The organism is uncultured Xanthomonas sp. (assembly GCF_964278005.1).
GTDB classification, from domain to species: Bacteria; Pseudomonadota; Gammaproteobacteria; order Xanthomonadales; family Xanthomonadaceae; genus Xanthomonas_A; species Xanthomonas_A sontii.
On record NZ_CAXYKF010000009.1, the window covers coordinates 155,269 to 177,535 of the forward strand.

The following is a 22,267-nucleotide window of genomic DNA, read 5'->3' on the forward strand; positions in this document are numbered from 1 at the left end:
GCCGACGAATCGCGCTAGGCTGGCAAGGTGTCGAATCCGATGGATCCCGTTCCGCATGCCCTGCTCACGCCCTGCATCGGTCTCTGCCGTCTCGATGCGCAGGGCTATTGCGCCGGCTGCCTGCGCAGCGGCGACGAGATCGCACGCTGGCGCGGCATGAGCGACGCCGAACGCCGCCGCTACATGGACGAGGTGCTGCCGGGCCGCGGCTGGTCGCCGTCGCCGGGGCAGCGCCTGGCCGAACGCGCGCATCTTCTGCGCGCACTGCACCCGCTGCAGCAGCCGCCGGCGGGGCCGGGCTGGAACCACCACGAACTGCAGGATCTGCTGCCGGACGGCGCGCCGGTGGAAGCGGCGGTGCTGGCCGGCCTGGTGCCGCGCGCCGATGGCACCCATGTGCTGTTGACCCGGCGCACCGACAGCCTGCGTCACCACGGCGGCCAGGTCAGTTTTCCCGGCGGCCGCATCGAGGCCAGCGACGCCGATGCGGTGGCCGCGGCGCTGCGCGAGAGCGAGGAGGAGATCGCGCTGGCGGCGTCGCAGGCCGAGCCATTGGGCTACCTGGATCCGTTCGTCACCATCAGCGGCTTCCGGGTGATGCCGGTGGTCGCGGCGATCGATCCGCGCTTCGTGCCGCAGCCGCATCCGGGCGAGGTGGCCGAGGTGTTCGAGGTGCCGCTGGCCTATCTGATGGCGCCGGACAACCTGCGCAGCATCGAGACCGATTACCGCGGACGCCCGCGCGTCGTGCTGGAGTACGGCTGGCCCGGCCAGCGGATCTGGGGCGCGACCGCGGCGATCCTGCTCAACCTGCGCCGCCGACTGGAGCAAGCCGCATGACCGCAACGTCCCCCGCATGGCACACCCTGGTCGAGGCGCCGGCGCTGGCCGCCGCGTTCGACGATCCCGCGCTGCGCCTGGTCGATGCGCGGTTCGTGCCGGCGGCGCTGCTCGATCCCGCCGCGGCGGCGGCCGCGCGCGAGGCCTATGCGCAATCGCACCTGCCCGGCGCGGTGTACGCCGATCTGAACGCGGACCTGTCCGATCTCGGCCGTCCCGGCCTGGGCCGGCATCCGTTGCCGGACGACGCGGCGTTCGCGCGCACCCTGGGGCAGTGGGGCATCGGTCCGCAGCACCAGGTGGTGGTGTACGACGCCAGCGACGGCAGCATGGCCGCGGCGCGGTTGTGGTGGATGCTGGGCCTGCTCGGCCATCGCCGTGTCGCCGTGCTCGACGGCGGCCTGGCCGAATGGCGCCGGCTCGGCCTGCCGGAAACCGACGCGGCCACCGCGCCGTCGCCATTGCCGCCGTATCCGCAGGTCTTCGATGCGGCGCGCATCGTCTCCGCCGAGGAGGTCGCCGCACGCCTGCACGAGGCGCCGGGCTGGTTGCTGGATGCGCGCCCCGGCGAACGCTTCCGTGGCGAGGTGGAGCCGATCGACCCGCTGCCCGGGCACGTGCCCGGCGCGCTCAACCGGCCGCTGGCGCAGAACCTGCGCGACGGCCGCCTGCGCCCGGCGCAGGAACTGCGCGCGGAGCTGCAGCCGTTGCTGCAGGGGCGCGATCCGCGCGAGGTGGTGCTGATGTGCGGCTCCGGCGTCACCGCCTGCCATCTGCTGCTGGCGCTGGAACATGCCGGCCTGCACGGTGCGCGCGTGTATGCCGGCTCCTGGAGCGGCTGGATCGCCGACCCGTCGCGGCCGCGCGCCGTCGGCTAGGTCCGCGGCGCGCACCGAACGCATGCACGATGGCGCGCGTCAGGGGCGGCACCATGCGCTGGCGTGAGGCCTGCGGGCTGGCGTTGATGCTCGGCCTGGTCGCCTGCGGCGACCGCCGCGCGGCGGCCGATGGCGCCGACGCCTCGCCGCGCGCGCAATCTGCCACGCACTATCGCGAGGCGGTGCAGCGTGGCCGCGCGCAGCGCCTGGCGACGTTGCGGGCGCCGTCCGGCTGGTTGAGTTATACCGGCTCCGGGCGCCTGCACAGCGGCCTGCATCGGGTCGGCAGCGCACCCGACAACGATGTGCAGTTGCCGGCCGGTCCGGCGCATCTGGGCACGCTGCAGGTGGATCCGCAGGAGGGCGTGCAGTTCCAGCCCGCAGCGGACGCGACGGTGCAGGTGAACGGCCAGCCGTTCGCCGGCGGCCGCCTGGAGACCGACGCGGCGCACGGCACCGAGACCCGGCTGATGCTGGGGGCGCAGGAGTTCTACGTGGTGCGCACCGGCAACCTGTTCGGCTGGCGCTTCCGCGATCCGCAGGCGCCTGCGCGCGCGCGCTTCCGCGGCATCGACTACTTCACGATCGATCCGCAGTGGCGGGTGGTGGCCGACTGGCATCCGGTACCGGCGCCGCGGGCGATGGTGCTGCTCACCTCGATCGGCACGCCGCAGCCGCTGGCCCTGGTCGGCAGCGCCGACTTCGTGCTGCAGGGGCGGCACTACCGCCTGCAGGTGCTGCGCGACGGCGCCGGCCAGCGTCTGTTCCTGCCGTTCTCCGATCGCACCAGCGGCCGCGAGAGCTATGGCGGCGCCCGCTATCTGTTCGTGCCGGCGCCGCAGGGTGACCGCATCGTGCTGGATTTCAACCTGGCGCAGAACCCGCCGTGCGCGTTCACCCCGCACGTGGTGTGTCCGCTGGCGCCGGTCGGCAATCGCCTGGACGTGGCGGTGACCGCGGGCGAGAAGAACTACGTCGGCGTGCACTGAGCGCGCGTGGAAGATCGCGCAGGAGCGGCTTCGGCCGCGACCGGGCCGTTCCTGATGAAGCCGGGTCGCGGCTGAAGCCGCTGCTACGGGAGCGTGCGAATGCGACGCTGTCTGCTACTCCATCGCGGCCCGGATCGACCGTTCCAATCCACCTCCAGCGCGATCACACAGGCGGCGCATACGGCGCCAGCGCCACCGCCTCCAGCACGTGCGGCCATGGGAAGCGCGGGCCCGGATCGAGCTTGCGCTGCACCTGCCGCGTCGGATCGTCGCTGGCCGGTTCCAGGCTGCGGTCCAGCGCGTCGTGTCCGGCGATGTGGTGCAGCTGCGGCAGTTCCGCGCGCAACTGCTGCAGCAGCCGGATCAGCGCCTGCACTTGCGCCGGCGGGTAGTCCTCGCGCATCGCCTGGTGGCGCGAATCCAGCCACAGCGGATAGCGTCCGCGGTTGACCAGTTCGATGCCCAGCGATTGCCGGTTGTAGCCGCGCACGTGGTGCGCGACGCGCTGCAGCGGCACATAACGATGCACGCTGCCGTCGCGGTCGATGTAGAAGTGGCCGCTGTTGCCGGTGCCCGATGGATACAGAACACGCTCGCCGTACAGGCGCGCGCTGGCCAGGTCCGGCAACTCGGTGCAGTGGATCACCGCCAGCGTGATGCTGTCCGGCGCGCGCTCCTCCAGCAGTCCGACGTAGGGCAGGGGCGCATCGTGGATCGGCAACGGCGAGGTGGGCGGCATGCGCGGATGCTAGCATTCGCCGATGACCCTGAATTCCGAAAGCCCGCTGGCGACCCTGCTGGCCACACTGCCGCGCGCCGGACGCGTGGAATGGATCGGCCTGCGCCCAGCGCGCGATGTGCCGATGCACGAAGTCGACGCCGCCACCGCGCAAACCGAGGGCGGCCTGCACGGCGACCGCTACGCCGGCCGCAACGGCAAGCGCGGCGTGACCCTGATCCAGGCCGAACACCTGCCGGCGATCGCCGCGCTGGCCGGCCATGCGGCGGTGGCGCCGGCGACCCTGCGGCGCAACGTGGTGGTGTCGGGCATTCCACTGATCGCGCTGAAGGGGCGTCGCTTCCGGATCGGCGAGGTCGAGCTGGAAGGCATCGCGCCGTGCGATCCGTGCTCGCGCATGGAGCAGGCGTTGGGGCCCGGCGGCTACAACGCCATGCGCGGCCACGGCGGCCTGTGCGCGCGCATCGTGCAGGGCGGCACGCTGCGGTTGGGCGATGCGGTGGTGGCGCTGTGAGCCGCGGCCACTGCATCCTCTCGCACGGCTTCGAGAGCGGGCCGGACGCGATCAAGGTGACCGCATTGGCCGAGGTGGCGGAACGCCTGGGCTGGAGCCATTCGCGCCCGGACTACACCGACCTGGATGCGCGCCGCGACATCAGCCCGCTGGGCGACGTGCCGACGCGTCTGCAGCGCCTGCTGGAGCTGGCGCAGGCGGCGGCGCAGCGCGGGCCGCTGGTGCTGGCCGGTTCCAGCCTCGGCGCCTACATCGCCGCGCAGGTGTCGCTGCACGTGCCGGTGCGCGGCCTGTTCCTGATGGTGCCGCCGACGCGGATGGGGCACATGCCGGCGCTGGATGCGGCACCGGTGCCGACCTCGGTGGTGCATGCCTGGCGCGACGAACTGATTCCTGCCAGTGAAGTGATCGCCTGGGCGCAGGCGCGCGCGGCGCGGCTGCTGCTGGTCGACGACACGCATCGCCTGGGCGAGCACGTGGCGACCTCGGCGCAGGCCTTCGCCGAGCTGCTGGAGCGCCTGTGAGCGCAGCCGACGACATGCTGTTGCGCGCCGAGCGGCCGGCCGACGCGGCGGCGATCGAGGCGCTGACCCTGGTCGCGTTCTTCCGCGTCGCGCACAGCCGCCACGAGGAGCAGGACATCATCGAACGGCTGCGCGCGGACGGCGCGCTGACCCTGTCGCTGGTGATCGAGCACGAGGGCTACATCGTCGGCCACGTCGCGGTGTCGCCAGTGAGCCTGTCCGACGGAAGCCGCGGCTGGTACGGGCTGGGACCGCTGTCGGTGGGGCCGGGCCACCAGCGCCAGGGCCTGGGCACGCGGCTGGTGCGCGAGGCGCTGGCGCAGTTGCAGGCGCTGGGTGCGGCCGGCTGCGTGGTGCTGGGCGCCCCGGCCTACTACGCGCGCTTCGGCTTCCATCCGGAACCCGGGCTGACGCTGCCGGGTGCGCCGGTGGAGGCCTTCCAGGCGTTGGCCTTCGGCGAGCGGCTGCCGCCGATGGCCGAGGTGGCCTACCACCCGGCGTTCCTGTCCGCGGCCTGAGCCAGCGCGCCGCGCCGTGGCCCGTCGCGGCCGCGTTGCGTTAGCATCGTCCCGCGTCCACTCCGATCGAGGATCCACGCCGATGCGCCATTGATGCCGCCGTCTTCGCGACGGCCCTCGTCCCACCTGCCGAGCGATCGGCGGGCACGACCGGCATCCATGGAGGTTCCCATGACGCATCCGCTGCTTGCGCTGGACAGCGCGACCCATGTTCTGCCCGACGGCAGGATTCTGTTCTCCGATCTGCACTTCGCGCTCGATGCGCGCCGCACCGGCCTGGTCGGCCGCAATGGCGTCGGCAAGAGCGTGTTCGCGCGCCTGCTCGCCGGCGAGCTGACGCCCAGCGCCGGACGCTGCGTGCGCCACGGCCGCCTGCATTACGTGCCGCAGCAGATCGCGCCGGCACCGCACGCCACGGTCGCCGATCTGGCCGGGGTGGGCGCGGCGTTGCGGGCGCTGGCGCGGATCGAGGCCGGCAGCGCCGACGTGGCGGATTTCGACGCGCTGGGCGAGCGCTGGGACATCGCCCAGCGCCTGCAGGCACAGCTGCACGCGCACGATCTCGGCGCGCTGGAGCCGCACCGCCTGGCGGCCACGCTCAGCGGCGGCGAGGCGATGCGGGTGGCGCTGATCGGCGCCTGGCTGGCCGAGGCCGATGCGCTGATCCTGGACGAGCCGACCCTGCACCTGGACGCGGCGCAGCGGCAGCGCCTGCGCGAGGCGCTGCAGCGCTGGCCGGGCGGCCTGCTGGTGATCAGCCACGATGCGCTGCTGCTGCAGGACATGCAGCGCACGCTGGAACTGTCGCCAGGCGGGCTGCGCGACTACGGCGGCGACTACGCGTTCTACCTGCAGCGCCGGGCGCGCGAGCGCGAGGCCGCGCAGGCCGAACTGGCGCAGCACAAGCTGCAGCACGCGCGCGACAACGCTGCGTGGCAGGCGCAGCACGATCGACAGCAGCGGCGCAGTGCGCGCGGGCGGCAGCAGGCCGGCACGGCCAACCAGGCGCCGATCCTGCTCGGCCGGCAGAAGCAACGCAGCCAGGACAGTGCCGGCAAGCGGGTGCGCGATCATCAGGTCACGCAGGCGCGCAGCCTGGAGCGCATCGCCGAGGCCGCGCGTCAGGTACAGCCCGACGCACCGGTGGCGCTGTTCGCGCCGCCGCCGGCCGATGCGGCCACCCGGCGCCTGGTCGAACTGCACGCGCTGCGGCTGCCGTTCGCGCCGGCGACGCGGCAGCCGCTGGACCTGGTGGTGCAGGGCGGCGCACGCATCGGCGTGGTCGGGGCCAACGGCAGCGGCAAGTCGACCCTGTTGCGGCTGCTGGCCGGGCAGGTGGCGGCGCTGTCCGGCACCTGCCGGGTACGCGCCGCCAGCGCCTATCTGGACCAGTCGCTGGTGTCGCTGGACCCTGACGCCACCGCGCTGGCGCAGGTGCAGGCCGCAGCGCCCGGCATCGCACTCGCCGACCTGCGCACGCGGCTGGCCTTGCTCGGCCTGGACGCGCAGCGCATCGGCGTGCCCTGCGGCCAGCTCAGCGGCGGCGAGCGGCTGAAGACTGCGCTGGCCTGCGCCTTCTACCGCACGCCGCCGGCCGAACTGCTGTTGCTGGACGAGCCGGACAACCACCTGGACCGCGAAGCCCGCGACGCCTTGCGCGCGGTGCTGCTGCAGTACCCCGGCGCGCTGCTGGTGGTCTCGCACGATGCGGAGTTCCTGGACACGCTGCGCCTGCAGCAGCGCTTGCAGGCGGATGCCGAAGCGTGGCGGCTGACGCCGTGGTGAGTGGCCTGCGCTGCCGTCGACGGGGTCTGCCGCCGGGCATGCCCGGCGCCGGATTCGTGGCCTCGCATTGCGCGATGCGTCGCGCACCAAGGCGGCAGGAGGGCGCGTCTGCAGCGCCAGCTTCATCTGCCACGGCGCGGGGTGGTCGCGAAGCGAACGCCGGCGGGCGACGTCGCTGTGCCCGTCACACGAGGCCAGTGACGGCCGCGGCGCACCCTGCGCCAGGGCACCGCGTAGCAGGCAGGGGCGCACGGACCCTGTGGTATTCTGCGCGCCGTTCCGGTGCGGTGCGTGCGCGTGCCCATCCCTCGATCCGCGGCCGCGGCCGCGGTAACGCCGGATCCGGCGCTGCGATGCGCCACGCGCGCGGCGTCCGCCGTGCCTCCCTCCCGTCCGTCCTGGTCCGCCTTCCGTGAAATTCTTCGTCTCCTGCGCCAAGGGCCTGGAATACCTGCTCGTCGATGAACTGCTCGCGCTCGGCGTGGCGCAGGCCACCGCCACCGTCGCCGGGGTCAATGCCGAAGGTAGCCTGCAGGACGCGCAGCGCGCGGTGCTGTGGTCGCGCCTGGCCAGCCGGGTGCTGTGGCCGTTGCAGTCCTTCGACTGCCCCGACGAGGCGGCGCTGTACGCCGGCGTGGCGGCGCTGCCGTGGCGCAGCCATCTGGCGCCGCAGCACACCCTGGCGGTGGACGCGCATGTGTCCGGCACCGGCATCACCCACGCGCGCTTCGCGGCGCAGCGGGTCAAGGATGCGGTGGTGGACACGCTGCGCGGCGAGGGCCTGGAGCGGCCGTCGGTGGACGTGGAGCACCCGGACCTGCGCCTGAACCTGTCGCTGCGCAAGGGCCGCGCGACGCTGTCGGTGGACCTGGGCGGCGGCTCGCTGCACCGGCGCGGCTGGCGCCAGGCGCAGAACGAGGCGCCGCTGAAGGAGAACCTGGCCGCGGCGGTGCTGCTGCGCGGGCAGTGGCCGGCGCTGTATGCGCAGGGCGGCGGGCTGCTGGATCCGATGTGCGGCAGCGGCACGCTGCTGATCGAAGGCGCGCTGATGGCCGCCGATGTCGCGCCGGGCTTGCTGCGCGGCGAACTGGCGGCGCAGCAGCGCGGCGACACCGATGCCGATGCCGCGCCGAGCCGCTGGCTGGGGTTCGACGTGGCGGCCTGGCGTACGCTGCTGGCCGAGGCGCGGCAGCGCGCCCAGGCCGGTCGCGCCGCGTTGCGGCCGGTGCTGTACGGCAGCGACATCGACCCGCATGCGCTGCGCGCGGCGCGCGAGAACGCGCTGGCGGCCGGCGTGGTCGAGGCGATCGCCTTTGCCGCGCACGACGTCGCGGCGTTGCCTGCGCCGGCGCAGGCGTTGGGCACGGTGGTGTGCAATCCCCCCTACGACGAGCGCCTGGCCGCCGACGCGGCGCTGTACCGGCGCCTGGGCGATGCGCTCAAGCGCGCGGTGCCGCAGTGGCGCGCCAGCCTGCTGTGCGGCAGCGACGAACTGGCCTATGCCACCGGCCTGCGCGCGGCCAAGAAGTACCAGATGTTCAACGGCGCGCTGGAGTGCCCGTTGATCGTCTGCGACCCGATCGCGGTCGCGCCGCGCGCGGGCGCCAGCGAGGAGCCGCGCGCGCTCAGCGACGGCGCGCAGATGGTTGCCAACCGCCTGCGCAAGAACCTGCGCAAGTTCAAGACCTGGCGGGCGCGCGAGCGGATCGGCTGCTACCGGGCCTACGATGCCGATCTGCCCGAGTACGCGGCGGCGATCGACGTGTACCAGGAGGACGGCGGCCAGGCGCGCACCTTCCTGCACGTGCAGGAGTACGCGGCGCCGGACAGCATTCCCGACGTGGACGTGCGCCGCCGCCGCAACGAACTGCTGGCGGCGGCGCGCGAGGTGTTCGCGGTGCCGGCCGAGCAGGTGGCGCTGAAGACCCGCGAACGCGGCAAGGGCGGCAGCAAGTACGGCCGCTTCGAGCAGCGTGGCGAGTTCCTGGTGGTGCGCGAGCACGACGCGCTGCTGCGGGTGAACCTGTTCGACTACCTGGATACCGGGCTGTTCCTCGACCACCGCCCGCTGCGCGGGGTGATGGCGCAGCAGGCGCGCGGCAAGCGCTTCCTCAACCTGTTCTGCTACACCGGCGTGGCCAGCGTGCAGGCGGCGGTGGCCGGCGCCGATTCCACCACCAGCGTGGACCTGTCCGGCACCTATCTGCAGTGGTGCGCCGACAACCTGGCCTTCAACGGCAAGGGCGGCGCCCAGCACCGGCTGGTGCAGGCCGACGCGCTGAGCTGGCTGGAGGCGGAGAAGAACCGCTACGACGTGATCTTCTGCGACCCGCCGACCTTCTCCAATTCCGCGCGCGCCGAGGATTTCGACATCCAGCGCGAGCACGTGCGGCTGTTGCGCGCGGCGGTGGCGCGGCTGATGCCCGAGGGCGTGCTGTACTTCTCCAACAACTTCCGCCGCTTCAAGCTGGACGAGAACGCGCTGGCCGAATTCGCGGTGTGCGAGGAGATCAGCGCGCAGACCATCGACGTCGATTTCGAGCGCAACCCGCGCATCCACCGCGCCTGGCGTCTGCAGCGGCGCTGAGAAGCGGTGCCTCGTGTGTCTTTCCGCAGGAGCGGCTTCAGCCGCGATGGGCGTGACCGGTCACGCCCATCGCGGAGCGTAGTGCGCTGTTGCTTCTCCATCCGGGAGAAGGGGCCCCGAAGGGGCGGGTGAGGGGACGGGCGAAGCCGCGTGTCCTCGATCTCTGCGCGTCGCTTCGCGCCGTCCCCTCACCCCAACCCCTGTCCCGGGGGGAGAGGGGCTTGTATCAACTGCCGTGATGCCCCAGCGCGGCCTGCGCCTTGCCGCGTGGCGGCGGGTCATCCTCGGTCTCGCGCTCGTTCCAGTACGCCTGGATCTGCAGGATCTGCGGCAGGATCGCCTCGAACAACTGCACTAGGCGCGGCTCGAACTGGCTGCCGGCCTTGTCGCGGAACAGCGCCATCGCCTGTTCCAGCGGCCATGCGTCCTTGTACGGACGCGGTGAGGTGAGCGCATCGAACACGTCGGCCAGCGCCACGATCCGTGCCGATTCGGGAATCTGCGTGCCTGAAACGCCGGCCGGGTAACCGCCGCCGTCCCAGTGCTCGTGGTGGTACAGGGAGACCTCGGCGGCGAGCCGGAACAGCGGCGCGTTGCTGCGGCTGAGGATGTCGTAGCCGATCCGCGGGTGCCGCTTCATGACCTGCCACTCGTCGGCGTCCAGCGGCCCGGGTTTCTTCAGCACCGCATCGGGGATGCCGATCTTGCCGGTGTCGTGCATCGGCGCGGCCTGTTCCAGCAGATCGGCGTCCTCGCACGACCAGCCGGCGGCCAGCGCGAGCGCGCGGGCGTAGGCGGCCATGCGCCAGATATGCGTGCCGGTGTCCGAGTCGCTGTAGTGGCCGGCCATGCCCAGCATCTGGATCGCGTCGCGATGGCTGTCGGCCAGGCTGGTGGCGCTGACCAGCGACAGGTGGGTACGCACCCGCGCGCGCAGGATGCTTGGCGAGTAGGGCTTGGTGATGTAGTCGACGCCGCCGGCGTCGAACCCGATGCTCTCGTCGGTGTCCTTGTCCTTGGCGGTGACGAAGATGATCGGGATCGCCGCGCTGCGCGCGTCTTCCTTGAGGGTGCGGGCGAGGGTGTAGCCGTCGATGTCGGGCAGGTCGACGTCCAGCAGGATCAGCGCCGGGTGGTGCTTGGCCACCCCGCGCAGGGCTTCGGCGCCGTTCTTGGCGAACACCAGCGCATAGTCCTCGCGCAGGAGCTGGCGGATCAGCGCCAGGTTGCTGGGTTCGTCATCGACACAGAGGATGCAAGGCTGGGTCATGGTGGGTTCCCGTCGGACACGCGCCGCCGCGCGGGCGGCGCTCTCTCAATCGCGTGCATCGGCCAGCCATCGCCTGACTTGAGCCTCGGCTTCGCGGAAGGAAAAATTCTCCAGCAACTGTTGCAGCTCGGCGGCCTGCGCCGCCGGCAGGACAGGCGCCAGTTGCCGCAGCGTGCGGTCGATGCGGTCCGGATCGTCGCTGTCCAGCACCTGCAGCACCTGATGCCAGGAGGCCTGCAGCGTCGCCGGATCGACCGCGGCGATGTTCGCTGCCGCGGGTGGCGTCGCAACCTGGGTGGCGTCGGCGAAGCGCAGCACTTCGGCAGCGGTGTCGGCCATCGCCGCGGCCAGCGCGGCGATCTCGGCATCGGCCTGCGTCGGCGCCGTGCTCAAGCGTTCTTCCAAGGCGGCGCTGGCGATGCTCAACGCCGGCAAGGCCAGCGATCCGGCCGAGCCGCGCAACTTGTGCACCAGCGAGACGGCCTCGGCGGGCCGTTGCGCTTCCAGCAGGGTGCGGACGCTGGCCGCCGGGTCGGGATGTTCCTGCAACAGCTTCAGCAGATAGCGCCGATACGGCTCGCGTTCGCCCCAGAGCCGCTGCGCCTGGACGGTATCGAGCAGCGCGGGGTCGCTGGCCGGCCAGTCGTCCGCCGGCAGCACCGACGGTGGCGCCGCCAGCGGCAGCAGCGGCAGCGCGGTCAGGTTCGGCGGCAGGAACCGCCGGATGATCGCGATCAGGTCCTCGACCTGGAACGGTTTGGCGATGAAGTCGTTCATGCCGCTGGACAGCGCCATCTCCTGCTGCTGGCGATAGGCGCCGGCGGTGAGGGCGATCACCGGCACGGCGGCCAGGTCCGGATCGGCACGCAGTTGCCGGGTGGCTTCGTAGCCGTCCATGGTCGGCATCTGCACGTCCATCAGCACGACGTGGAAGCGGCCGGGATCGCGGCGTAGCCGCTGCAGCGCCTGGGCGCCGTCCTGCGCCAGCTCGACCAGCGCGCCTTCGCCTTCGAGGATGCGCTGCGCGACCTCGCGGTTGATGTCGCTGTCGTCGACCACCAGCAAGCGGGCCCCGGCCAGGCGTGCGACGCCGTCGCCGGGCGCTGCCGCGGGCAGCTCGCCGTTGCGACGCGCCAGCAGCATGGCGATGGTGCGCTGCAGGGCCGAGGCGGTGACCGGCTTGGTCATCACCGCATCCACGTCGGCGACGCCGGGCTGTTGCTCCTGGATCATGCGCCGCTCGTAGGCGGTGACCATGACGATGATGGGTTGCCGGTCCGGCGCCGATTGCGCGCGGATGCGCTGGGCCACGCTCAACCCGTCCAGGTCGGGCATGCGCCAGTCCAGCAGGATCACGTCGAACTCGGCCCGTTCCGGCGCGGCCGCGGCCAACGCGGCGGTGCCGCTGGACACCGCTTCCACCTGCCAGCCGAAGCCGTTGGCGATGTCGGTCAGGCTGCGTCTCACCAGGTCGTGGTCGTCGGCGATCAGCACCCGCCGCGCCTGCGCCGGTTCGGCGTCGTCGGCCGGTGCCGGCGCCACCGCGAACGGAATGACGAAGTAGAAATCGCTGCCCTGACCGGGGGCGCTCTGCACTTCCAGTTGCCCGCCCATCAGCTCCACCAGGCGCCGGCTGATGGTCAGGCCCAGGCCGCTGCCGCCGTAGCGGCGGCTGGTGGAGGTGTCGGCCTGCAGGAACGGCGAGAAGATCAGGCTCTGCTTCTCGCGCGGGATGCCGATGCCGGTGTCGCGCACCGAGAACAGCAGCTTGAGCTTGCCGGGTTCGGCGCCGGGGAAGGCACGCACCGACAGCACCACCTCGCCCTGTTCGGTGAACTTGATGGCGTTGCCCACCAGGTTGATCAGCACCTGGTTCAGGCGCAGCGCGTCGCCGCGCAGCCAGCGGCAGCCCGGCGGCAGCGGCTCGACGATCATCTCCACCGGCTTGGCGCTGGTCGCCGAGGTCATCAGCGCGGCGATGTTCTCCAGCAACTCGTTGAGGTCGAACGGCGCCGATTCCAGGTCGATGCGTCCGGACTCGATCTTGGAGAAGTCGAGGATGTCGTTGATGATCTCCAGCAGGTTGCGTGCGGACAGCTCGATCTTCTGGATCATGTCCTGCGCCGCCTGCGACAGCGCGCTGTGCCGCAGCAGGTACAGCATGCCCAGGATCGCGTTCATCGGCGTGCGGATCTCGTGGCTCATGTTGGCCAGGAAATCGCTCTTGGACTGGTTGGCGCTTTCGGCCGCGTCGATCGCCAGGCGCAGCTCGCGCTCGCGCCGCTTCTGCTCGGTCAGATCGACCGCGATGCCGAGGTAGCCGATCACCCGGTCGTCGTCGTCGCGCAGCGTGCTCAGGGTGAGCAAGACCGGGAAGGCGTGGCCATCCTTGCTCAGGTAGGTCCACTCGCGGGTGTCGCTGCGTCCCAGCGTGGACAGCGCGGCCACCGACTCGAACGAGGGCTGCACCGGCATGCCCGATTGCGCGGCCATGCGCTCGGCGCGTGCGCTCAGCTGTTCCGGATCCAGGAACAGGCCGGTGGCCTTGCGCCCGATCAGCTCGTGCGCGGCGTAGCCGAGCAGCAGTTCGGCGGCCGGATTGAACAGGGTGATGACGCCGTCCGGGTCGGTGGCGACGATCGCGTAGCCGGCATTGGTCAGGATCGCGCGCTGCAGTGCCGAATAGGTCACCAGTTCGCTGGTGCGCTCGGCCACCTGTTGCTCCAGCGTGGCGTTGAGCTCCAGCACCCGCGCCTGCGCGCGCACCTGTTCGGTGACGTCGTGCAGCAGGTGCGAATGGCCGATGGTGCCGCCACGGGTGCCGGCGATCGGCGAGACGCTGGCCAGGACGCTGACGGTGTGACCATCGCGGTGGCGCAGCTCGCGGACGCCGTCGCCGCTGTTGATGGGATCGCGGACGTGCGCGCCCAGCAACCGCTGCAGCGGCTGGCCGATGGCCTGCTCCGGGGTGTAGCCGAAGATGCGCTTGGCCGCGGGATTCCAGTGGGTCACGCGGCCGTTCAGGTCTTCGGCGACGATCGCTTCGCTGGTGCCGGCGACCAGGGCGGCCAGTTGGCTCTGCTCGCTGAGGATCAGGTCGCGGCGGCGCAGGCTGGTCAGGAACACGTACAGCAGGGTGGCGAGCAGCAGCGCGATACCGGCGGCCAGCGCGCCGGCGAACAGCGGCGAGGTCTGGTCGAGCGAGCGCACGAAGCCCGGCGTGGCGCGTGCACCGATACGCCACTGGCGTCCATAGACCGCCAGGGTGCGCTCGGCGGTGGGGCCTCCGGCCAGGATCGGTGTGGCGTCGTCGCGATAGAACGGCTGCCCAGGGGTCAGGCTGTCGGCCAGGCTCAGCTGCAGCGCGTTGCTGTGGTCGTCGGAGGAGGCCAGTACCTCGGTGATGCTCAATGGCGCGTATGCCCAGCCGCTGGTGGCCTGCCAGCGCTGTTCCGGGGTCTGCAGCGGCAGGCCTTCGCGATACACCGGCAGCAACAGCAGAAAGCCGCTCTTGCCCAGCCCCGGCCGCTGCACCAGGCGGATCGGCGCGGTGATGGTGGGCTTGCCCGAGTGTGCGGCGGCGATCGCCGCGTCGCGTCGCGCCGGTTCGGAGGCGATGTCGAAGCCCTGCGCCGGCGTGTTGGACTGCACCGGCTGGATATAGACGATGACGAAGCGGTCGCCGTCGTGCGGGGCCAGCTCGCGGATCTGCAGCGACGGTGCGCCGTCGGCGCGGGCCTGCTGCAGGAACGCCGCCTCGTCGGCGCGCGGCACCCGCTGGATGTAGCCGAAGCCGCGCACCCCGGGAAACTCGCGCAGATAGTCGCGCGAGGCGCTGTAGCGTGAGAAGCGCTCGCGCGAGATGCGGTCGCCGCCGGCCGCGATCACCGCACCGCGCGCGCCGCGCAGGCCATGCTCGTACATGTCCAGGCGCTGCCGCAGATCGCTGGCCACGTGCGAGACCAGTTGCTGGAAGCGCGCCTGCGCCTGCGCGCGGTTGCGCTGCTGCACGCCATGCGCGATCAGCAGCGCGGCGAGCAGCCCGACGGCCAGCACGGCTAGGGCGGCGAGCCGCGCAAGCCGCGCAGGGCCGGCGATGGGTGTCCGGCGTTTCTTCGACATGCTCCCCTTTCCTCTGGCGAACGCGCGTTCGGCACGCGCATCGGCTTCCCCCCGACCGGTTGCGGGATGGCGTTCACAGCGGCGACGCAGGCCCCGCAGGTCGTCCCCCAACGCTAGCGCGGGCGTGGCTGTCGCGCCAGCCCTTCGGTCCAAAGAGTCGAGGCGTGTCTACACCTTGCTGCGTGGATGGCACCGGGTGCCGCGGGTCGGCGGTCCGTCGTGGGGTGCGTGCGTCGCATCGTGCGTCGGCAGCGGGCCGGCCGCTCCAGCGGCGCAGTGCATCCTTGCCATGCACGCTCAGCCAAGCAGCGTGACGGCAGCGTGCAGCGCCAGCCCGATCAATCCGCCGACCAGGGTGCCGTTGAAGCGGATGTACTGCAGGTCGCGGCCCACGCTCAGTTCCAGTTGCTCGACCAGGTGGCGTTCGTTCCAGCCCTTCACGGTCTGCGCGATGTGCTCGGTGACGCCGCTGCGCAGGCGCTGGGTCAGCCGCTCGGCGCCGCCGAGCAGGTGCTGGTTGAGCGCCTCGCGCAGGGCGGGATCCTGCGCCAGCGACTGGCCGAGCGCGCCGAGGGCGCGCTGCAGGTGCTGCACCAGCGCGCCGTCCTGGCGCGACAGGTCCTCGCGCAGCGCGCTGTGGATCTGATCCCACAGGCCCTGCACGTACGCCTGTACGCCGGGGTGGTCGATCAGCCGCTGCTTCAGCGCCTGCACTTTCTCGGCGGTGGCGGGATCGGCGCGCAGCCGCTGCACGTAGCCGCCGAGCCAGCGCTCGTAGTCCTGGCGCAGCGGATGCTGCGGCTGCGACAGCACCTCCTGCAGTTCCTCCAGCAGCGCGTGCGCCAGGCGCTCGGCGAGGGTGTCGGCGATGCCTTCCACCGGCTTCACCCATTCCACGGTGCCGACCAGCTTGGGCCATTCGCGCCGCGCGTACTTGACGATCATCGCCGACACCCGCTGCTTGACCGCGGCATCGTCCAGGTGCCGGCCGAGCCGGGTCAGCGCTTCGTCGAGCAGTGCGTGGTGGCGGCCGTCGGCGGTGAGCAGGCCGAGCAGTTCGCCGGCGGTGGCGGCGGCGTCCCAGTCGCGCAGCCGCGCCACCACGAAACCATGGATGCGGCGCCGCACCGCGGCTTCGTCCAGCAGGTCCAGCGCCTGCAACGCCCAGCCGCGGGCCAGATCGGCCAGCCGTGCGGACTGCGCCGGTTCGGCCAGCCACTGGCCCAGCCGCGCCGCCGGATCGAACGCGCTGAGCTTGGCCAGCAGCGCGCCCGGTTCCAGGAACTGATCGCGTACGAACACCGCCAGGCTGTCGGCGATGCGCGCCTTGCCGTGCGGGATGATCGCGGTGTGCGGAATCGGCAGGCCCAGCGGGTGCCGGAACAGCGCCACCACCGCGAACCAGTCCGCCAGCGCGCCGACCGTGGCCGCTTCGCAGAACGCGCCGACCCAGGCCCACACCCCCTGCAGGCCCATGGCATGGCTGAGCAGGAAGCCGCACAGCATCGCCAGCAGCAACAGCGCCGCCAGCAGCTTCATGCGCCGCAGCTGCGCGCGGCGCGGATCGGGGGGCAGGGCAGGGGCGGAAGACACGCTCATGCGGCCGAGTCTACGCAGTGCGCGGTGAGCGCGGTTGCACGCGCGGCGGCGAGGTCATCCGGCCGCGGCACGGATGGCCGGTGCGCGTGGATCAGCCCGGCAACTGCGCGCGCAGCGCCGCCACTTCCTCGCGCAGCGCCTGGTTCTCGGCCTCGAGTTCGGCCACGCGCTGGCGCAGCGTGGCCGCCGTGTCGCCCTCGGCATCCGCCGCCGGGGCCGCGTCCTCGGCGGCGTCCGCAGGCGCCGGTTTGGGCTTGCGCTTGGACTCGCGGGCGCGCTTGGCGGCCTGCTTCAGCTCGTCCTTGCCGGCCATCGCCGCGGCGCGCTGTTCCTCCTCGGGCAGGCTGGCCACTGCCGCGGCGGCATTGATCGAGATCGCACCGGACTTGACCGCTTCCACCACCTCGGCCGCGGCCTGCTTCTGGATCTTCTCGATCTGCACCACCTGGCTGTTGCTGAGCCGCGCCACGCGCGCCAGTTCGGCGCGGCTGAGCGGTGCCGGTGCGTCGGCCCAGGGTGGCGTGTCGGTGTCGGTGTCGTTGGCGGTCTCGCCAGCCGCGTCCGGGTCAGTGGCGTCGGCTGCGGGCGCCTCTGCGGCAGCCGCGCTGGCGCGCCGCTCGGCGAGGATCTCGCGCTTGCGCAGCGCCAGCACGCCGCGCTGGAAGTCGGAGACGCTGCGCCGGCCCAGGTGCTGGTCGATCATCCACAGGTGCACGTCCTGCAGCGACTGGAAGCGGGTGTTCTGCACGGTCTGGAACGGCAACCCATGCTTCTGGCAGATGCCGTAGCGGTTGTGCCCGTCGACCAGGATGTCGCCCCACAGCACCAGCGCGTCGCGGCAGCCCTCGGCCAGCAGGCTGCGTTCCAGGGCAGCGTATTCGTCGGCGGTCAGCGGATCGATATAGGCCTTGAGGTCTTCTTTGACAACGATGTTCATCAACGGGCGGTGCGGCGTGGCGACGGGGGCGGCATTGTAGAGGCCGGGAATCGGGAACGGGGAATCGGGAATGGCAACAGCGCGTGTCGCGGCCGCATGGCCTGAGTCGTTCGCGCATGCGGCGCTTTCCGATTCCCTACTCCCGATTGCCCATTCCCGGCTTCACCCCACCACCACCTCACTGATCTGCATCACCGGCGTCAGGTCGGTGTAGTTCTTGATGTCGCCGAGGATCTCCTCCGCATGCGGGCCGAAGCCGGCCTGGAAGGCCTCCACCGACTCGCTGAAGATGTGGCACATGCCGACGTAGGTCGGGTCGCTGCCGGGGGTGCCGCCGGACAGGCCCTTGTCCACGGTGTAGCGCAGGCAGGCGGCGCCCATGCGCGCCTGCAGCAGCGGCATGTGCGTGTCGCGGTAGTAGGCATGGTCGAAACGGGCGCCTGGCGTGTACGGGTACATCACGCTGACCTTGATCATGGAGCGGCTCCTGTGGCGGCGGTGGGTCCCGGCCGGGCGCCGGGGTGGCGCAAGGCTACACCCGGGAATGGTCGGCGTGTGTTGCGCTGCGGTGGGCGCAGGGCCGGGAATGGGGAATGGGGATTGGGGAATCGCAACAGCAAGAGCAACAGCAAGTGATGCGGTTGCCGGGTTGCCCGATGCGGGCGCCGCGGCGCTTTTGCGATTCCCTATTCCCGATTCCCCATTCCCAGCCCTTTACCGCATCGTCGGCATCGCGAACTCGGCGCCGGCCGCGGCCTCGGGCCAGCGCGCGGTGACGGTCTTGAGCCGGGTGTAGAAGCGCACCCCGTCCGGGCCGTGCACGTGCAGCGGACCGAACAGCGAGCGCTTCCAGCCGCCGAAGCTGTGGAACGCCATCGGCACCGGGATCGGTACGTTGATGCCGACCATGCCGGCCTGCACCTGCCGCGCGAACGCACGCGCGGCGCCGCCGTCGCGGGTGAATACCGCCGCGCCGTTGCCGTAGTCGTGGTCGGCGATCAGGCGCAGCGCGGCGGCGGCGTCGGCCACCCGCACCACGCACAGCACCGGGCCGAAGATCTCTTCGCGGTAGATGCGCATGTCGCTGCGCACGTGGTCGAACAGGCTGCCGCCGAGGAAGAAGCCCCGCGGATGGTCGGGCGCGCCCGCCGGGCGCCCGTCGACCACCAGGCGTGCGCCCTCGGCCACGCCGCTGTGGATGTAGCCGAGCACGCGCTCGCGGTGCGCGGCGCTGACCAGTGGGCCCATGTCCGGTTCGTCGCGGCCGGCGTCGGCCTGGCCCGCGCCCAGGCGCAGCGCGGCCACGCGCGGCGCCAGTCTGGCCACCAGCGCATCGGCCAGCGCGTCGCCCACGCACACCGCCACCGAGATCGCCATGCAGCGTTCGCCGGCCGAGCCGTAGCCGGCCCCGAGCAGGGCGTCGGCGACATCGTCCAGGTCGGCGTCGGGCAGCACCACCAGGTGATTCTTGGCCCCGCCCAGCGCCTGCACGCGCTTGCCCAGCGCACTGCCGCGCGCGTACAGGTCGGCGGCCACCGCGGTGGAGCCGACGAAGCTCAGCGCCTGCACCTGCGGGTGCGCCAGCAGTGCGTTCACCGCCGGTTTGGCGCCGTGCACCACGTTGCACACGCCGGCCGGCAGCCCGGCCTCGTGCAGCCATTCGGCCAGGAGCAGCGACGCCGAGGGTGCGTGTTCGGAGGGCTTGAGCACGAAGCTGTTGCCGCAGGCCAATGCCACCGGCAGCATCCACAGCGGCACCATCGCCGGGAAGTTGAACGGGGTGACGCCGGCCACCACGCCCAGCGGCGCGTATTCGCTCCAGGCGTCCACGCCGCGGCCGACGTCGTGCGAATGCTCGCCCTTGAGCAGGTGCGGGATGCCGCAGGCGAACTCCACCACCTCCATGCCGCGGACCACTTCGCCGCGCGCGTCGGTCACGGTCTTGCCGTGCTCGGCGCTGATGCAGCGTGCCAGTGCATCAGCATTGCGTTCCAGCAGCTCGCGGAAACGGAACAGCACCCGCGCGCGCTGCAGCGGCGGCGTCGCCGCCCAGCCGGGAAAGGCCGCACTGGCGGCACGCACCGCCATCTCCACCGCATGCGCGGCGCCCAGCGGCACGTGGCGCTGGACGGCGCCTGTCGCCGGGTCGAAGACCTCGGCGTGCTCGTCGCCGCGGAAGGCGACGGGCTGGCCGTCGATGTAGTGGGACAGGGTGTCGCGCATCGTGCTCGATCCTCGGATGGACAGCGTCAGCCCAGCGCGTCCAGCGGCCGCACGAACTCCTGGCCCAGCGCCTGCGCCACCGCGCGGTGGGTGAGCTTGCCGGCGTGCACGTTGAGGCCGTTGCGCAGGTCCTGGTCGTCGCGCAGCGCCTGCAGCCCGTGTTCGGCCAGCAGCAGCACGAACGGCAGGGTGGCGTTGGTCAGGGCGAAGGTGGAGGTGCGGGCGACGCCGCCGGGCATGTTGGCCACGCAGTAATGCACGATGCCGTCGACCTCGTAGGTCGGCTGCTGGTGCGTGGTCGGGTGGCTGGTCTCGAAGCAGCCGCCCTGGTCGATCGCCACGTCCACCAGCACCGAGCCGGGCCGCAGCAGCGCCAGTTGCTCGCGCGACACCAGCTTGGGCGCGGCGGCGCCGGGGATCAGCACCGCACCGATCACCAGGTCGGTGTGCGGCAGGCACTGCTCGATCGCATCGCGGGTGGAGTACAGCGTGGTCAGTTGCTGGCCGTAGAGCTCGTCCAGGTACTTGAGCCGCTCCAGCGAGCGGTCCAGCACGGTCACCCGCGCGTGCAGGCCCATCGCCATGCGCGCGGCGTTGATGCCGACCACGCCGCCGCCGATCACCAGCACCTGCGCCGGCTTGACCCCGGGCACGCCGCCGAGCAGCACGCCCGAGCCGCCCTGCGCCTTCTCCAGCGCATGCGCGCCGGCCTGGATCGCCATGCGCCCGGCGACCTCGCTCATCGGCGCCAGCAGCGGCAGGCCGCCGTGGCCGTCGGTGACGGTCTCGTAGGCGATGGCGGTGCAGCCGGAGCGCTGCAGCGCCGCGGCCTGCTGCGGATCCGGCGCCAGGTGCAGATAGGTGAACAGCAATTGCCCGGGGCGCAGCATCGCGCATTCCTCCGGCTGCGGTTCCTTGACCTTGACGATCATCTCGGCCTGCGCGAACACGCTGGCCGCATCCTCGGCGATGCGTGCGCCGGCGCGCTCGTACTCGGCATCGGTCAGGCCGATGGACTGGCCGCCGCCGCGCTGCACCAGCACCTGGTGGCCGTGCAGCACCAGTTCGCGCACCCCGGACGGGGTCAGCCCGATCCGGTATTCGTGGTTCTTGATCTCTTTCGGAACGCCGACCAGCATGAGCGGTTCTCCAGGCAGACGCAGCGCGTGGGGAGCGCGGGCGGTGGGTTGGGTGAGGGAGGGGTCAGGGCGTGCTGCGGATCATGTCCGCCAGCACCGCGAAGATGTGCTCGATGTGCGTGGCTTCCACGATCAGCGGCGGCGACAGCGCGATGGTGTCGCCGGTGACGCGGATCAGCAGGTCGCCTTCATGGAAGCAGCGCTCGAAGATCTCGTAGGCGCGCGCGCCGGGCGCGCCCTTGCGCGGCGCCAGTTCGATCGCGCCGATCAGGCCGAAGTTGCGGATGTCGATGACGTGCGGCAGGTCGCGCAGCCGGTGGATCGCCTCCTCCCACACCGGACCCAGCTCGATGGCCTTGTCGAACAACTGTTCCTCGGCATAGGTGTCCAGCGTCGCCAGCGCCGCGGCACAGGCCAGCGGATGGCCGGAGTAGGTGTAGCCGTGGAACAGGTCGATGGCGTTGGCCGCACCGTGCGCGAAGGCCTCGTGGACGGCGTGGGACACGAACACCGCGCCCATCGGCACGCAGCCGTTGGTCAGGCCCTTGGCGGTGGTGATCATGTCCGGGGTCACCCCGAAGCGCTGCGCGGCGAAGGCGTGGCCGACGCGGCCGTAGCCGGTGATGACCTCGTCGAAGATCAGCAGGATGCCGTGCTTGTCGCACAGTTCGCGGATGCGCTGCAGATAGCCGTGCGGCGGCAGCACCACCCCGGCCGAGCCGGAGATCGGCTCGATGATCACCGCGGCGATGGTGGAGGCGTCGTGCAGCGTCACCAGCCGCTCCAGATCCTCGGCCAGTTCCGCGCCATGGGTCGGCAGGCCGCGCGAGAACGCATTGCGCTCCAGGTCGAGCGTGTGCCGCAGATGGTCCACGCCCGGCAGCAGCGGGCCGAACGCCTTGCGGTTGTTCGGCAGGCCGCCGACTGAAATGCCGCCGAAGCCGACGCCGTGGTAGCCCTTCTCGCGGCCGATGAAGCGCGTGCGCTGGCCCTCGCCGCGGGCGCGGTGGTAGGCGAGTGCGATCTTCAGCGCGGTGTCCACCGACTCGGAGCCGGAGTTGGTGTAGAACACGTGGTCCAGGCCCGGCGGCGCCAGTTCCACCAGCCGCTCGGCGAGCACGAACGGCAACGGCGAGCCCATCTGGAAGGTCGGCGCGAAATCCAGCGTGGCGATCTGCCGTGCCACCGCCTCGACGATGCGCGGCCGCGCGTGGCCGGCGTTGCAGCACCACAGCCCGGCGGTGCCGTCGAGGATCTGGCGCCCGTCCACGCTGCGATAGTGCATGCCCTCGGCCGAGGCCAGCAGCCGCGGCCGCGCCTTGAACTGGCGGTTGGCGGTGAACGGCATCCAGAACGCCTCCAGCGTGTCCGGCGCGCGGGTGGCCTGCGCGGCGTAATGGTCGGACAGCGCCTGGGACGAGAGGGGCGGCTGAGGGCGCATCGCAGGCTCCACGCGAGGGATGTTGAAAAAACTTTACACCATGCCGCTGCGCCGGGTGTGACCCGGCGTGTCGCAGTGCGCGCGAATCGGGCGGGCTTTTCCTGGTTGCGCCGCAACACGGGCGCGCCGCCCGAAATTGACCGTCCGGGGCGGGTGTGTAAA

At 71.8% G+C, this 22,267-nt stretch carries 17 protein-coding genes; 8 read left to right on the forward strand and 9 right to left on the reverse strand.

The features are described 5' to 3' along the window. Positions 1-39: 39 nt before the first annotated feature. The 3 genes from ACHWVH_RS06375 to ACHWVH_RS06385 are packed head-to-tail and all read left to right on the forward strand — an operon-like array spanning position 40 to position 2,707. Entirely contained in the window at positions 40-840 is an 801-nt protein-coding gene (locus ACHWVH_RS06375) for a DUF1289 domain-containing protein (RefSeq protein WP_017913753.1), read from the forward strand. Continuing rightward, on the forward strand, positions 837-1,718 hold the full coding sequence (locus tag ACHWVH_RS06380; RefSeq protein ID WP_394686854.1) for a sulfurtransferase: 882 nt from the start codon (positions 837-839) through the stop codon (positions 1,716-1,718). The genes ACHWVH_RS06375 and ACHWVH_RS06380 overlap by 4 nt, the downstream gene beginning before the upstream one ends. Positions 1,719-1,771: 53 nt before the next feature. Continuing rightward, positions 1,772-2,707 (forward strand): DUF1684 domain-containing protein, encoded by a 936-nt coding sequence (locus ACHWVH_RS06385; protein ID WP_394686872.1) that lies wholly within the window; start codon positions 1,772-1,774, stop codon positions 2,705-2,707. A gap of 163 nt (positions 2,708-2,870) precedes the next feature. Here the strand turns inward: ACHWVH_RS06385 and ACHWVH_RS06390 are convergent, their stop codons facing one another. Beyond that, on the reverse strand, positions 2,871-3,446 hold the full coding sequence (locus ACHWVH_RS06390) for an N-acetylmuramoyl-L-alanine amidase (RefSeq protein ID WP_295927749.1): 576 nt from the start codon (positions 3,444-3,446) through the stop codon (positions 2,871-2,873). Between the two features lie 22 nt (positions 3,447-3,468). Here ACHWVH_RS06390 and ACHWVH_RS06395 point away from each other — a divergent pair, with 22 nt between their 5' ends. The 5 genes from ACHWVH_RS06395 to rlmKL all read left to right on the forward strand — a co-directional run bounded on the left by ACHWVH_RS06395 (position 3,469) and on the right by rlmKL (position 9,374). Next, complete coding sequence (locus ACHWVH_RS06395) at positions 3,469-3,960, forward strand: MOSC domain-containing protein (protein WP_010343960.1); 492 nt, start codon at positions 3,469-3,471, stop codon at positions 3,958-3,960. Further along, entirely contained in the window at positions 3,957-4,484 is a 528-nt protein-coding gene (locus ACHWVH_RS06400) for an alpha/beta fold hydrolase (RefSeq protein ID WP_017916756.1), read from the forward strand. The genes ACHWVH_RS06395 and ACHWVH_RS06400 overlap by 4 nt, the downstream gene beginning before the upstream one ends. A gap of 14 nt (positions 4,485-4,498) precedes the next feature. Then, positions 4,499-5,002: a GNAT family N-acetyltransferase gene (locus tag ACHWVH_RS06405; RefSeq protein ID WP_394686873.1), complete on the forward strand. Its 504-nt coding sequence runs from the start codon at positions 4,499-4,501 to the stop codon at positions 5,000-5,002. A 171-nt stretch (positions 5,003-5,173) separates the two neighbouring features. Next, positions 5,174-6,787 carry an ABC-F family ATP-binding cassette domain-containing protein gene (locus tag ACHWVH_RS06410; RefSeq protein ID WP_043092415.1) on the forward strand — a complete coding sequence of 538 codons (1,614 nt, stop codon included), beginning with the start codon at positions 5,174-5,176 and terminating at the stop codon, positions 6,785-6,787. 412 nt (positions 6,788-7,199) lie between these two features. Further along, positions 7,200-9,374: a bifunctional 23S rRNA (guanine(2069)-N(7))-methyltransferase RlmK/23S rRNA (guanine(2445)-N(2))-methyltransferase RlmL gene (gene rlmKL, locus ACHWVH_RS06415; RefSeq protein WP_295927744.1), complete on the forward strand. Its 2,175-nt coding sequence runs from the start codon at positions 7,200-7,202 to the stop codon at positions 9,372-9,374. Positions 9,375-9,600: 226 nt separating this feature from the next. Here rlmKL and ACHWVH_RS06420 read toward each other — a convergent pair whose 3' ends face one another. The 8 genes from ACHWVH_RS06420 to ACHWVH_RS06455 form a co-directional block, all read right to left on the reverse strand. Beyond that, complete coding sequence (locus ACHWVH_RS06420) at positions 9,601-10,644, reverse strand: two-component system response regulator (RefSeq protein ID WP_295927742.1); 1,044 nt, start codon at positions 10,642-10,644, stop codon at positions 9,601-9,603. Between the two features lie 45 nt (positions 10,645-10,689). Continuing rightward, positions 10,690-14,766: a CHASE domain-containing protein gene (locus ACHWVH_RS06425; RefSeq protein WP_394686855.1), complete on the reverse strand. Its 4,077-nt coding sequence runs from the start codon at positions 14,764-14,766 to the stop codon at positions 10,690-10,692. Between the two features lie 297 nt (positions 14,767-15,063). After that, positions 15,064-16,365: a DUF445 domain-containing protein gene (locus ACHWVH_RS06430; protein WP_394686856.1), complete on the reverse strand. Its 1,302-nt coding sequence runs from the start codon at positions 16,363-16,365 to the stop codon at positions 15,064-15,066. A 91-nt stretch (positions 16,366-16,456) separates the two neighbouring features. Next, entirely contained in the window at positions 16,457-17,302 is an 846-nt protein-coding gene (locus ACHWVH_RS06435) for a plasmid replication/partition related protein (protein ID WP_152236404.1), read from the reverse strand. A 162-nt stretch (positions 17,303-17,464) separates the two neighbouring features. Next, complete coding sequence (locus ACHWVH_RS06440; protein WP_017908811.1) at positions 17,465-17,779, reverse strand: EthD family reductase; 315 nt, start codon at positions 17,777-17,779, stop codon at positions 17,465-17,467. 237 nt (positions 17,780-18,016) lie between these two features. Then, complete coding sequence (locus ACHWVH_RS06445) at positions 18,017-19,525, reverse strand: CoA-acylating methylmalonate-semialdehyde dehydrogenase (RefSeq protein WP_267084459.1); 1,509 nt, start codon at positions 19,523-19,525, stop codon at positions 18,017-18,019. 26 nt (positions 19,526-19,551) lie between these two features. Beyond that, entirely contained in the window at positions 19,552-20,664 is a 1,113-nt protein-coding gene (gene ald, locus ACHWVH_RS06450) for an alanine dehydrogenase (RefSeq protein WP_017912338.1), read from the reverse strand. A 64-nt stretch (positions 20,665-20,728) separates the two neighbouring features. Next, positions 20,729-22,117, reverse strand: a complete 1,389-nt coding sequence (locus ACHWVH_RS06455; RefSeq protein ID WP_394686857.1) for an aspartate aminotransferase family protein — start codon at positions 22,115-22,117, stop codon at positions 20,729-20,731. Between the last annotated feature and the right edge of the window lie 150 nt (positions 22,118-22,267).